Origin of the sequence: Flagellimonas iocasae, assembly GCF_042682725.1 — a bacterium.
GTDB lineage: Bacteria > Bacteroidota > Bacteroidia > Flavobacteriales > Flavobacteriaceae > Flagellimonas > Flagellimonas iocasae.
Map to the genome: position 1 here is coordinate 347393 of NZ_JBHUHU010000005.1, position 14067 is coordinate 361459.

Genomic DNA, 14067 nt, shown 5'->3' on the forward strand with positions numbered 1-14067 from the left:
TTTTTCAAACTTTCTTGTATTAGTTGAATTATTGCGTCCTATTCGGAGGGAATTTCAATGACCTCTTCCTCCGATTTGGGCGTCCCAAGGATGGGATAGCCTTCCTCACTCCATTGGATCATCTGCATCCTTGGTGAGCGATGCGAACCGCATCCTTGGCCTGGTTCTGAATTGGCATGGTACAGAATCCAATCCTCTTTGCCGTTAGGTGACTTAAAAAAGGAGTTGTGCCCGGGACCATACACTCCATTTTCGGGTGATTGGGTGAATATGGGTTCATCAGACTTTACCCAAGCTTCTGAATCCAATAAATTGTCCGTTCCGGTAAACGTCAATAATCCCAATGAGTAATAATCGGTCCAACATCCACTAGCGGAGAACACGATAAATATGTTATCATCATGGGACAAAAATTGTGGTCCTTCGTTCACATATACCTGGGGAGGGTTACTATCGGAAGTACCCTCATTCCAATGCCGTTCCCATTCATGGGTTGGTGACGAAATTTTTACGCGATCCCCTTCAATCTCCAAAGGGTTTTTCATTTTGGCTATGAAAATATCTTGCTGCCCGTTGGTATCTCCTTCCCATCCAGACCATATCATATACAATTGCCCATCGTGCTTAAAGACATTACCATCAATGGCCCATTTGTCCGTAGCTGCGGCTATCTTTCCCTTAAACTCAAAAGTGCCTTGAAACGGGTTTTCGTTCGGGTTTTCCACAACATACATTCTGTGGGTCTCGTTGTTCCCATCATCCGCAGCAAAATACACGTACCACTTTCCATCAATAAAATGCACTTCTGGCGCCCAAATATCATGGGAGTACAATGTGCCCTCTGGTGGGGTCCAAATTGTCTTGGTCTCTGCTTCACTGAGATTTGCCAAGTTTTTCACTTTTCTCAAAACCAGTTTATTGCCCTCTGTACTGGTGTAATAATAGTATCCGTTATGGTAAATGTTGAACGGGTCCGGGCCAGATGGCAACAATGGGTTGGTGAACGTCTCTTTCTGGGGTTGTTCACCTTCTGCTGTTTCCTTTTTTTCTGTCCGTTCCTGGCATGAAATCAAACAAAAGCCCAATACCGCAATAAGGGATCCATAAACTATTGATCTTCTTCTATTTTTCATTGAATTCTTCTTTAACAATCTCAAATTTCTCAACTAGTTGGTTATATTCTTTTTTTGAAATGGTAATCATGCAACCGTGCCTAACTTCTTTGGGTAATGCATATTTATCCCAGTCACTATAAAATGTGTATCCTGATGCTTGATACCACGGACCATTCAAATTATCGGCCACGGAGAGCCCATAGGAAACCCCTGGATATTGCTCATAATACAGGTACCAAACTTTATTGTTTGGGGAGGGAATTAGGGTTGGCGCCTCCCTAAAATTTGGACTTATGGGATCCGCTGGAAAGGAATAAGGTCCCAACAAGGAATCTGACCGTGCAATTCGTATGGTCTTTCCAGTTGGCCAGTACAAGGTTGGATAGGTTTCATCCTTTATGATCGCAAAATAGGTGTCCTCTACCTTTCTGATGATGACGTCAATGGTGCCAATATTCCAATCAAAAAGTTTTTTGGGGGTATCGGAAAATGTCTTCAAATCCTTTGAAAGCACATACAAAGTCCTTTGACTTGCCCAATACCGTTCTGGGTCCGTTTTGGTGCCTTCTTTGTGTGGCGTATGCCAGGTCATGACGAATTGTGCCGAGGCTTCATCATAAAAAAGTTTAGGTGCCCCAATACGCTGTAGCGCTTCTGAATAATCCGGAGTTTGTTTCAGGTTGGGGGTATATACCCCGTGTTTCTTCCAGTTGATCAAGTCATCGGAAACCCAAATATTGATATCAGGTGAAGAATCACTGGTATTGCCCAAAATATAGTACTTTCCATCGGGTCCTTTGCAGATATCTGGATGGCCTTGATATGCATCAAAAACTCGTTCCCCATTATTCAAACGTTGCCAGTGCAGACCGTCCAAACTAACGGAGTAATATAATCGCCCATAATCCTCATGGGTCATGTGGGCAAAAAGATAGGCCTCATTTTTGGGCAACTCATTTTCGGAAACCTGCCCCGGTATATCGGGTTGCTGGGCAATTAAGTCCGCAGACCCCATTAGAGCAACTAAAAATAATATGCGATACACCAAGTTCATCTTCAAATTCTGTATTTTTTCAGTTTGGTTCATGTTGATTGGTTTTTATGGTACGCGTCTGATTTCCCACAAAATCATATACATTGATTTGTTTTACACTTTTCGTGGTTACAAAAATGCCTCTTGATGACTGGGTTAAATATCCACTGCCATATCCTATTTCCTTACGTTCAGTCTTCCCATTATCCAATATCATTTCGAGTGATGCTTCATCGGTTTTGAGCGATATAAATTCGCCCTTTGATGCTACTGAAGTCCTGAGCAATTGTACTGGTGCATTGTTATTGGTGACAACGAAAAGATTCTCATTGCCTGCATTTACCATTCCCAGCGCTTTTTGATCATAATCCAAGTACAGCCCAGAGTTGGATTGCGAAACATAGGTGAAATCCCCATTTCCATTTCCAAACAACAAAGTGCCCAAAGAAGCATTGTATGGTCCCGTGTAGGTTTCAAAAGATTCTGAGTTACCCACTAACAGCACATCTAAAAATCCATCTGCATTAAAGTCATTGGCCAGCGTTCCAAAAACAGGAGAGAACTGCACTTCGTTGGGCAAGGGTTTTAGAACAAACTTTGAATTACCTTTGTTTTCTATGTAGCAACTGCGCATTTCGGTGGCAGAAAGTACAATAGCGCTTTCCAGTTCCTTTTTGCTGAAAATATCATTTATGGAAGCTTTTGAATAGGCGTCATACGTTCCAAACCGCTTGTGGGTGAGGCTCAATTGTTCTTGCATTACATCCCGAACAGCCACCGGAACATCCTTGCCGTTTTTAGAGTAGCTCACAATGGGATCGTTGGTGCCATTATGGTCAAAATCTGAGCCATATACTTTTAAAGGCCTATCGGAATAGGCTCTATACTGACTATTTAACCCATGATTCCCGGCGATATAATCCATATCCCCATCTTGATCAAAATCGCCAGCAGTTATGCTGTTCCACCATCCGCTTGAATTGGGAATTGTGGCTTGTTCATCCCATTTTAGGGTCCCTTCATGATTCTGGAAGAAGGTTATGGGCATAAATTCACCCACCACCACTAAATCATACCATCCATCCAAATTATAATCTGTCCACAAGGCCGCGCTTACCATGCCCACATTTTGTAACCCTTCCACTGTATTAGCCACATCATTGAAAACCCCATCATCATTTCGCAACAAATAACTGTCCGGTGATTTTGGAAATTCGCCAACGGCGACCCGGCTTCCCCTAAAAATATCCAAGTCTCCATCGCGATCATAGTCGGCTGCTACCACAACACTACCGCTAAAGCGTGTTTTGGGAATCAGGTTTTGGGACCGGGACATATTGCCTCTGCCATCATTCAAATACAGACGATCGTTGTAGATATAGTCATCTTCTTTTAGGTTGACACTGCCACCACTGACCACATACAAATCATTATCCCCATCATTATCGGCATCAAAAAGAAGTGCGCCCATATCTTCCATATTGTTCTCCCCTTGGGGCAAGGCTTCAAATTTTCCCGGTGCTTTTTGAAGGTAAATGGTCCGCAATCGTTTGGAATCCGCTCCTATAAAAATGTCATCGAGACCATTGTTGTCCACATCGGCTATGGCCATGCCCGGAGAAAGTTGGTTGTATTGCTGATGCAGGGAAAAGGTGCGCTTGAATTCATCAAAAGCATACTCCTCATGTTTGTAGGTCAATCCCAAACTATCCGCGTTCAGCAGTTGAAAAACTTGTTGTTCTGAAGGTTGGGCAACCAAATGCTGTTCTTCTTGCGATGCATATTTTATGGTATGAAGGGTATCTGGAGCTAAATCATGCAACTGTTGCATTGTGCCATCAGCCCAAACAACTTCCACGCTAAAACTGGTGTTATTTCCCAACCCAAAGGAAAGTATGGGATCCACAGAAGACATATACCCTCTTACAGGAAGGTTTTCCTGATATTTTAATTCCCCGGAAGGAAGCAAGACCTTCACCTTTGCACCAACTTCTTTACTTTGACCTTTATCGGATTTTAATTGCAGCCGCACAAAATGGGATTCGTTTTTGATTTCAGTAACTTCAGAAGTGGAGGATGAAATAAGCTCGTTTCGGTACAAACTTGCTTCAGAATCGATATTGTTGAATACCAAATCGAGGTCGCCATCATTATCAAAGTCTGCATAAGCCGCACCATTGGAATAGGTGCTTTCTTGAAGTCCCCATGTTTCCGAAGCATTTTTAAAGGTTAGATCTCCATTATTCTTGAAAATGTAGTTCTGCAGTTGTATTTCAGGAAGCTCATACAATTTTTTGATTCGATTCTGACGTGCTTCCTCTTGGTTCTTGCCTTGAAAAGCTGCTTCTTGGTTTAGATACACTGCATAATCCAAATTGGTAATATCACGGCGATAGCCATTGGTGACCACCAAATCTTTTAATCCGTCATTGTCAAAATCGGCCAGCAAAGGAGCCCAGCTCCAATCTGTGGCATGAATGCTGGCTAGCTGGCCTATTTCGCTAAATCGAAGACTTCCTTCCTGGTTGTTCCTTTGGTTGATTTGCAACACATTTCGTACATACTCCTCTTGATAGCCAAGACCTTTAGCCATGCTAAAAAAGTCCCTGTTGGTCTTCATGACCATCATTTTTCTTCGCTGCTCCTCTTCAGGCAACATATCCACGACACATATGTCTGAAAGTCCATCATTGTTTACATCTTGAATGTCCACTCCCATACTGTTGTATGAAGTGTGTTTTAAATACTCCGCGGATTTGTCCACGAATGTGCCATCCTGATTGTTGATCCAGATATTGTCGTTGGAAACAAAATCATTGGCGCAGTACACATCAAGCCATCCGTCTTGGTTCAAGTCTGTTACACAAACCCCCAATCCATGGCCCTCTTTTAGAATACCTGCACCAAGAGTCACATTTTCAAAGCTTGGATGACCATCTACAAATCCATTGTTCCGGTACAACCGATCATTTGATGGGCTCTCACCATTGTTACGTTTTTTGTGAAGTTGGTTACGACCTGTTTTTTCCATGGCGTTGCTAAGAATGTAGCAATCCAGATCGCCATCTTTATCATAATCGAAGAAAACCGATTGTATGGAAAATCCATCATCAGCAAGGCCATACGCATTGCTTAACTCTTCAAAAATGGGAATTCCTTCAGCGTTGTTTCCTTGGTTGATGAACAACAGGTTCGACCTTTCTTCTTTAGATCCCGTAGCATGGGCGACTGCCACATACATATCCAATAATCCGTCTTGGTTGACATCTGCCACAGAAACCCCAGTGCACCATTTAGTGGTGGCAACACCAGCTTTTTCAGTAACCTCAAGAAAGGTAAAGTCACCCTGATTGATATACAATTGGGAGGAAACCAGATTTCCAGCAAAGAAAATATCTTGAAGTCCATCTGAGTTGAAATCTCCTATTCCCACACCAGCGCCATTGAAAAGCACATCATATTCCAAAGCATTCAGTGTATCACTTTCAAACGGTTGAATTTGATTGTTAAAATCAATTCCTGAGTGTGCACTGGATATCCGTTTAAACATCTTTGATTCGGGGTCTTTTTCAGAACAAGCCGCAAAACATAAACAAAGGGTAGCAGCGCTCAAAAGCATGCTCCTTTGTCTTGTTAAAAATGTCTGTCTTGAACTGCACCTCCCCATCGATGAAACGATATCTTAATTATCCTTGAAGTTTTAATTGGAGACAAGCACCATTGCTTGATTACGCTAGCAATGGCACTTGTCTTTCTTTATTAAAATTATTTATCGCTTACCAGCCTGGATTCTGTTCCAACGAACCTCCGTAGGCATCAATTTCCCGTAAAGGAATTGGCAAGTATTCGGATTTACCTCTCACAAAATTTTGAAACTCGGTATCGAAATCTGATTCCGCAGCCGAAAGGCTTGGGTCAGGCCCTGCAAGTTCCGGTCCAGCGATACCATAGCGAACCATATCAACAAACCTGACGCTCTCCCCTGCTAGTTCAACCACACGATCATGACGCAACTGTAGCCTAAAATCTTCCTGATTCAAGGTCATGGGCAAATCATTCATGTTGGATCGTTGACGGACCAAGTTTGCATATGGAATGGCCTCTGGTGTTCTGCCCAATTCGTTCAAGGCTTCAGCATACATTAAATATACATCGGCCAATCGGAGAACCCTCGTATTGATTCCTGAAAAGTAGCTTTCATAATCTTGCCAGTAATTGGTGTACTTTCTCCAAAAACGATCATTGGGTCCAGCGCCTCTTTCAGCATAGGTTTGCCCATATAAAAGTTCTCCGGGGTGATCGTAGGTCATGGTGTACTGAAGACGTGGGTCTTCATTGCCATCCCTATCGGTTTCACTCAAGAATTGGTTTAGGAGCCACTTGGTTGGTTGGCCATCGGTCCACCCTAAAGGTCGAACTCCGAAGAACTGTGCCCGCTCACTGGTTTCATCGCCAGAGGCATTATTATAAGTTGGGAACCCACCTGTTTTTCCATTGTTGTTGACGAACTGGATTTCAAAAAGGGACTCTTTGTTGTTTTCGAATTCCTCAGTAAAATTATCCTTAAAATCTGCCATCAAATCATAGGTTCCGGGTACCATATCTATAATTTTCTCGAATTCAGTCGCCGCCTCAGTCCATTTTTTCTGTTGTAAATAAGATCTCCCTAGATAACCTATGGCTCCACCATACGTTGCACGTCCAACATCTGCTCCTGTATAACTTTCAGGGAGTCCTGCAGCGGCAGCAATGAAGTCTTCCTCTACCAAAGCCCAAACTTCCTCAATGGTTCCTTGCGGATAACGCGTATTGGCATCCTCAATACCAGTAACCAATGGCACACGGCCCCAAAGTGTAGCTAATTTATAATAACAGTGTCCTCTTAAAAAATGGGCTTCAGCCACAATTCTTGTTCGTAGCGATTCATCCATTTCAATGTTTGGCACATTTTCAAGCACTTGATTTGCTTTATAGATGGTTCTATACAATTCTCGCCAAACCTCAAGTAGCCATGGGAAGTCGTAATTTATATTCACGTGTCTACCCACATTGGCGAGGTCGGTCCATGGACTCTGACTATAGCCCTCATCTGAGCGCATGTCGTAATCAAAGATTTCCCATAAACTTAGTTCGCGGTTTTGGATTCCAGAGTATACTGCATTGATCCCAAGTATGGCATCCTCCTCGGTTTGCCAGAACGTATCCGGCGTAGGAGCATTTGGATTCACTTGGTCCAAAAGGTCTTTTTCGCATGAGACGGTCATCCCAAAGAATACCATCAATACTATTATTTTTCTTATATTTTCCATTCTTTGAAGTTTAAGTTTTTAGTTGATTAAAATCCTATTTGAATCCCCAATATTCCTGTTCTCAATGAAGGGAAATTCCCATTGTCAAATCCTCTGTTCAAGAAATCACCGTTTCCATTGGCCCCAACAACTTCTGGGTCATATCCGGAATAATCGGTAATGGTGAAAAGGTTTTGTCCAGTCATATACAACCTAAGTTTATTTAAACTGAGTTTGCTGATGACCTCTTCTGGAAAGGAGTATCCTATTTGTAGGTTCTTTAACCTAAAATAATCCCCTTTCTCCACATAACGGTCAGAGTTTTGGGTGGGGTTCAATGAAGAATCCAAGTGTTGTGGTCTTGGAATAAGATTGGAAGTCCCCTCACCCGTCCAGAATACATCATCTACCAAATAGTTGGCGTTGTCATCATAGCGCTGAGACCACCATTTTTGCTCATTAAAGATGCTGTTTCCAGTAACTCCAGCGAAAAACGCTGTCATATCAAATCCTTTGTAGCCAAAATTCAGGTTTAAGCCATATTCAAAATCCGGTAGGGCCTTTCCAACCACGGTTCGGTCATCAAAATTGATGACACCATTGCCATCATTATCCACATACTTTACATCACCAGGGCGCGCACCGGGTTGCACACCCCATGCATCAATCTCAGCTTGGTTTTGAAATATTCCCGCGGTTTCCAAAACATAGAAAGATGCTACCGGTTCACCAACTGCAGTACGCAATATCTGTCCTTGTCCAAAAATGGGCAGGTTCCCAGCTTCCTCTACCAAAGCTTTTACCTCGTTCTTCAAGAAAGTACCATTGGCCAAAACCCCAAAACTGAAATCATTGATGACATTCTGGTAACCTAGACTAAGCTCTAAGCCCCTGTTCTGTACCTGACCTACGTTGGCCAATGGGTCGCCACCCGTGTTACCGGAAGACAAAGGTATTGGCACAGCCAATAGTAAATCTTCAACATCAGCAATGTAATAATCTGCCGTAAGGCTCAATCTGTTTTGGAAAAAGCCCATATCCACACCAATATTGGTCGTGGTTTTGCTTTCCCACCTTAGATTGGGATTTACCAACTGAAGGTTGGTTGCACCGGGAACCACTTGGTTGTTGAGCACATAGTTTTGGTTGTATCGGAGCACGCTTTGGGTAGCATAATTGCTGATGGCCTGATTACCTACAATACCCCAACTCCCCCTAAGCTTTAGGTTACTGAATACACCATTGTTTTCCATAAATCCTTCTTCACTAATTCTCCAAGAAGCGGACACTGAAGGGAAATTGGCATATCGGTTGTTTTTACCAAACTTAGAAGAACCATCCCGTCTAAAGTTGAACAACAGGGTGTATTTATCATCAAAGGAGTAGTTGAAACTACCAAGAAAAGACCGTAGTCCTGCTACTTCCTCCCTACCCTCTGTACGAGGGCTGGTAGTACCATTGTCCTGTACCCAGAACTCTCCACTTAACCCTTCCGTATGAGCAAAATTGTATGTAAAATTGTCTTTTTGGGTAGTGTAACCCACCAAAGCGGTAATATTGTGTTTTCCAAATGCCTTGCTGAAATTCAAAGTGTTTTCCGCTAGAATATTGAAGAACTCTGTATGACGATCATCCAAAAAGGCGGCTCCAGGCGTGTTCTGCCTTAACGCTCCTGCTCTTTGAAAGTATTTTTCTCGAATCTGCGCATAATCCAGACCAAGATTCAGTTTATACTTTAAAAATGGGAAAATCTCAAATTCTGCAAATGCGCTACCGAGCACTTTACTGGTCACCGCAGTGTTGCTGTAATGCTCTTGCAATCCAATAGGGTTGGTCGCAAAAGTTGAATTGTTATCGTCCCCATAGCCATAGCCACTTTCGTTATTGGGGTCGTACACAGGTATTGTGGGCAGCATCCAAACTACATCAATGAACGGATTGCCATTCACTCTAGTTTGATTGCTCCTGCTCATGGCAATATTTTCACCAAAAGTGAACCTCCCCTTCTTTGTTTGGGTATTTACCCTAATCTGATACCTTTCGAACTCAGGGCCGATTATAGCACCTTCTTGATCAAAATAGTTCAATGAAATAAAATAGTTTGAGTTTTCGGAACCCCCTGAAAGGTTAAGATTATGCTCAGAAATAGTTCCCGTCTTGAACAACTCTTCTTGCCAATCGGTATCCACACCTTGTCTAAGATTGAGGGGTGCATCACCATTATTGGTATAGGCAAGATCATTAATCGCCTTAAACTGCTCGGCATTGGTCAACTTTAACCTTTTATTTATGGTTTGGAAGCCATAATAAAAATCATAATCTACTTTTAATGGACCCGGTCTTCCTCTTTTGGTGGTTACAACAATGACCCCGTTCATTCCCCTTGATCCATACAACGCTGTTGCGGCTGCATCCTTTAGTACCTGTATCGACTCAATATCGTTTGGGTTAAAATCAGACCCAAGAGCCGAAATCAACATTCCATCCACTACATAAAGAGGAGAATCTTGACCCGAAAACGAATTCAATCCCCTAATCTTAACGGAAGAAGATGTACCGGGAGCTCCGGTTGAGGTAACGGTTACCCCAGCTGCCCTACCCTGCAACATCTGACCGACGTTTCCCGCAGGAGCTTTCAACATTTCATCTGTATCCACAACAGATACAGATCCTACAATCTCACTTCGTTTTACACTTTGGTAACCGATTACGACAACCTCATCCAAAAGATTATTGTCTTCTGATAGTACAATATCAATTGAACTTCTGTTATCAACATCCACCAATAATTGTACAAATCCAATATAGCTTACCATAAGCTGCCCATTTGAAGGCACACCATCCAGCTGAAAATTTCCATCAAAATCCGAAGTAGTACCCTGCTGGGTTCCTTGGATTACAATACTGGCTCCAGGCAATGGAGTCCCTTGGGTATCCGTAACGCTACCCGTAACCGTCAGTTGTTCCTGTGCATGAACAAAGCTGTGGGCGCATAACAAAAGTATTGGCAATAGCGCCATTTTAGTTAGTCTAGTTAGCTGTTTTTTCATTTGTCCTTAGTTTTAAATTTAAAGTTGGTATTCCAAAAAGCTTTAGCTGTTTATCAAATCATCAATAACAAATACGATTTTTTGATATAATTCGAATAAACAAATCAAATAATTTAGATTATGACAATACCTATAAATCTGTTCCAATCTATCATACAAATCGTTCAAACTTTAAGAAACTGTTAAGGAATCGGCCTTTTTGAAATATTTTATCGAGTGTTGAGACAAATTGTTGTACCGGATAAAAACAAAAAAGACACACAAAGACAGTGATTAACTATTTGTTTTTTAGCGTTTTAATATTTAAAACATTAATTTTTTTTAAACTTTGGCAGTGTGAAGTGTTCAAATAAGTCCACCTCTGGACAAAACTAGCTTTGACTTGTTTTTTTGAACGATTTCCGTGTTTCTCAGCCTATTTGCCAAAGAGTCCCACTTCTTGTTCAAAAGATGTTAGCCTGTTTGGAACGTTTAGTGAATCGGAAAGTAATTGCATGGAAAACGTAGCTTTCTGAACAGTAAAGGGAATTGGTTTACAGATTTATTTGGTGTAGAGTGGATTAAAAAGATTTTTATCCGTAAGATTGTGTTGTGGGAATGAGTAAGTTTTAACCTTAACCTTGAAGTTACTTTACACCCTTATGAGTGATCTTCACCGGTTTTATGGTTCCATCGGAATTGAACTCCATTTTATCCATACAAACCACACGGTGATCACGATCCACATTGGGAATAGGCCTTCTGTGGTATACCATGATGTATTCATCAGTTCCTAGCCTTTTAATGACCGAATGGTGTCCGGCCCCTGTGGCAATATCACCTTCCTTGGTCTCCAAAACTGTTCCTATGCGTTTGAAGGGTCCAGTAGCCTTGTCTGACATGGAGTAGGCCACTTTATAGCTTCCGTCTCCCCAACTGCCTTCGGACCACATAAAATAGTAAATCCCGTTTCTTAAAAACATAAATGGCCCCTCTACATAGCTCTCAGGGGTGATTTCTTTAAAAAGAGTGCCATCTTCCCAAGGGATAAACCCGGTAAAATCATCGTTCAGTTTTCCCAGATTGCAATGGCTCCATCCACCATAAAAAAAATAGTACGTACCATCAGTGTCTTTAAAAACAAATTGATCTATGGGCTGGGCATCATTATAAAAATCGGATATCAATGGCTTGTCTAAATAGTCTTTGTATGGTCCTGCAGGACTTTGAGCCACAGCGACCCCTATGCCTCCATAATGGTTGATATCATTATCGGGATCATAAGAATCCCTACCTGGTCGCTGAATATCATTGGCGCCAAAAAAAAGATAGTATTCATCGTTTTTTTCAATAATGGAAGGTGCCCATAATGCCTGTCTCAGCCATTTAATTTGGGTCGTATCCAAAATACGTTCATGCTTTTTCCAGTTCACCAAATCTTTGGAAGAGAAGGCATCAAAATGAAGCTGTTTTTCAAAATCATCGGAAAAGGTTGGAAAAACCCAGTAGGTATCCCCAAAAACAGCGCCCTCAGGGTCGGCGTACCAACCATCGAACAAAGGGTTATGGTTTTGCCCCTGTTCGGTTTTCCCAGATTGAGCACAAACTGCCGTTGTTGTCAACAGCGCTAGCACAGCTATACACTTCCTCACTCCTTTATTCATGTATTGCATTGATTATTTCCAGATTGATTTTCTTTACTGCTGAAAAATCCATCTTATCCACCTTACGATCATAGGTCATAAACCCGTTGACCTCTCCCTCTACGTCTGTGGTTTGGGTATATACCGCCGCTGAGAAACCCCGTAGCACCATTTGTTTCAGTTCCTTGGCATATTTAATGTATTCATCGGTGGTCTCCTTGGAGTTTTTGAACTTTATATAGCCCCAGTTATTATCGGGTTTCCAAAGATGCCCTTGCAAAGGCAGCCCAATTCCGCCATATTCTCCCAAGACATTGGTTCGTTCAGCATCATAAAGATACATTTTTGGTCCCGGATAGTTATGAAGATCCACAATATCCCCGGTACGGTAAAAGTTCCCTCCACTTGCCGAATTTACAAGTCGACTTGGATCATGCGCCTTTGTCCACTCTGTGATTTCCTCTGTTTTAAACTGACCCCAAGCTTCATTGAAAGGAACCCACACTACAATGCTAGGATGAGAATACAAATAGTCCATAATACCTTTCCATTCCTTTCTATAAATCGCTTCAGAGCGGGTACTTCTTTTAAATTCAGTACCATCAAAATAGTTGCGGTTCTGCCATTGGGGGCTTTTGTCCCCGTTTGGCATATCTTGCCAGACCAATATTCCCAAACGATCGCAGTGGGTGTACCAACGCGCTGGCTCTACCTTCACATGTTTACGTATCATATTGAATCCTAATTCCTTTGTCTTTACAATATCATATTTAAGGGCCTCATCCGTTGGAGCGGTATAAAGTCCATCGGGCCACCAACCTTGGTCCAACGGACCAAACTGAAAGTAATCTTTGTTATTGAGCTGCATTCGAACAACACCATACTGGTCTTTCTGCATGGAAATTTTTCGCATCCCAAAATAACTTTTTACCTCATCCACCAGCTTTCCATCACTTATCAGTTTTGCGGTGAAATCATATAAAAAGGGTGATTCTGGAGACCAAAGTTTAGCATTTGGTACGTTGATTACCACAGATTCCCCAAAAGATGATTTAGCCGTTGCTATCTTCTTGTCACCATCAGAAATGCTTACTTCAACGATATCACCATAGGTGCCTCCAACAATGTCTGTTTCAATTTTTACGGTACCATTATCTATATCAGGTACACTTTTCATGTGGGCAATGCTCTTTTGAGCCACTGGTTCCAACCACACCGTTTGCCAAATGCCAGTAACCGGGGTATACCAAATGCCTTCTGGTTCCTTCACCTGCTTTCCCCTGGGTTGCGGACCATCGTTGGTGGGGTCCCAAACCTTGACCACTAGATTTTGTTCGTTGTTCCCTAAAAATGGAGTGATGTCAAAAGAAAAAGATGTGTATCCCCCTTCATGGGAACCAATTTTTATATCATTGAGCCACACCTCGGTTTTCCAATCCACTGCGCCAAAATGGAGCACAACATTTTTACCGTTCCATGCTCCCGGAACAGTAAAAGAGGTGCTGTACCATACCTCCTTGGATGCCCCTACTTCCTTCATTACCCCAGATAGGCTACTCTCAACTGCAAATGGCACCAAAATCTTTCCATCATATCGGGTTGGTTGGGATGCTCCTTTGGGCTGAATGGCATAGTTCCAAAGGCCATTGAGATTTTTCCAATCGGCACGCTCCATTATTGGACGTGGATATTCCGGGAATACATTTTTTGGGTCAATTTTTTCCGCCCAGGCTGTCTTGATCTTGTTACCGGCAGGCTTCCACTGGGCAGAGAGCTGTAAACTCAATAGAACAGTAAAGAATATGGCAATTGAATTTCTCATAGTAAATGCTATTAGGTCATTTTTAAATTTTGATTGGAAAATAACGGTTTTGTCCCAATGAAATTTAAAATAAAAATTCATTGGAACCCATACAGCATTCCAAGTACTATATTTCTGTGCCGATGGGCACGACAATT

The 14067-nt window shown here is 42.1% G+C and carries 7 protein-coding genes; all 7 read right to left on the reverse strand.

Features of this window, described 5'->3' with window-relative positions; translation table 11 throughout:
* Positions 1–38: 38 nt before the first annotated feature.
* Complete coding sequence (locus tag ACFSJE_RS15710; RefSeq protein WP_379831818.1) at positions 39–1133, reverse strand: glycoside hydrolase family 43 protein; 1095 nt, start codon at positions 1131–1133, stop codon at positions 39–41.
* Positions 1123–2202: a glycoside hydrolase family 43 protein gene (locus ACFSJE_RS15715; RefSeq protein ID WP_379831819.1), complete on the reverse strand. Its 1080-nt coding sequence runs from the start codon at positions 2200–2202 to the stop codon at positions 1123–1125. Before ACFSJE_RS15715 ends, ACFSJE_RS15710 begins: the two co-directional genes overlap by 11 nt.
* Positions 2189–5698 (reverse strand): VCBS repeat-containing protein, encoded by a 3510-nt coding sequence (locus ACFSJE_RS15720; RefSeq protein ID WP_379831820.1) that lies wholly within the window; start codon positions 5696–5698, stop codon positions 2189–2191. Before ACFSJE_RS15720 ends, ACFSJE_RS15715 begins: the two co-directional genes overlap by 14 nt.
* A 226-nt stretch (positions 5699–5924) precedes the next feature.
* Positions 5925–7457, reverse strand: coding sequence for a RagB/SusD family nutrient uptake outer membrane protein (locus ACFSJE_RS15725; RefSeq protein WP_379831821.1), 1533 nt, complete (start codon positions 7455–7457; stop codon positions 5925–5927).
* A gap of 26 nt (positions 7458–7483) precedes the next feature.
* Positions 7484–10486: a SusC/RagA family TonB-linked outer membrane protein gene (locus tag ACFSJE_RS15730; protein ID WP_379831822.1), complete on the reverse strand. Its 3003-nt coding sequence runs from the start codon at positions 10484–10486 to the stop codon at positions 7484–7486.
* Positions 10487–11112: 626 nt separating this feature from the next.
* On the reverse strand, positions 11113–12129 hold the full coding sequence (locus ACFSJE_RS15735) for a glycoside hydrolase family 43 protein (RefSeq protein ID WP_379831823.1): 1017 nt from the start codon (positions 12127–12129) through the stop codon (positions 11113–11115).
* Positions 12122–13930 carry a glycoside hydrolase family 2 protein gene (locus ACFSJE_RS15740; protein ID WP_379831825.1) on the reverse strand — a complete coding sequence of 603 codons (1809 nt, stop codon included), beginning with the start codon at positions 13928–13930 and terminating at the stop codon, positions 12122–12124. The genes ACFSJE_RS15735 and ACFSJE_RS15740 overlap by 8 nt, the downstream gene beginning before the upstream one ends.
* Between the last annotated feature and the right edge of the window lie 137 nt (positions 13931–14067).

Bases quoted from the DNA above. Each gene is read 5' to 3' on its own strand.
- ACFSJE_RS15710 (WP_379831818.1), bottom strand. From the start codon at position 1,133: ATGAAAAATAGAAGAAGATCAATAGTTTATGGATCCCTTATTGCGGTA.
- ACFSJE_RS15715 (WP_379831819.1), bottom strand. From the start codon at position 2,202: ATGAACCAAACTGAAAAAATACAGAATTTGAAGATGAACTTGGTGTAT.
- ACFSJE_RS15720 (WP_379831820.1), bottom strand. From the start codon at position 5,698: ATGTTTAAACGGATATCCAGTGCACACTCAGGAATTGATTTTAACAAT.
- ACFSJE_RS15725 (WP_379831821.1), bottom strand. From the start codon at position 7,457: ATGGAAAATATAAGAAAAATAATAGTATTGATGGTATTCTTTGGGATG.
- ACFSJE_RS15730 (WP_379831822.1), bottom strand. From the start codon at position 10,486: ATGAAAAAACAGCTAACTAGACTAACTAAAATGGCGCTATTGCCAATA.
- ACFSJE_RS15735 (WP_379831823.1), bottom strand. From the start codon at position 12,129: ATGAATAAAGGAGTGAGGAAGTGTATAGCTGTGCTAGCGCTGTTGACA.
- ACFSJE_RS15740 (WP_379831825.1), bottom strand. From the start codon at position 13,930: ATGAGAAATTCAATTGCCATATTCTTTACTGTTCTATTGAGTTTACAG.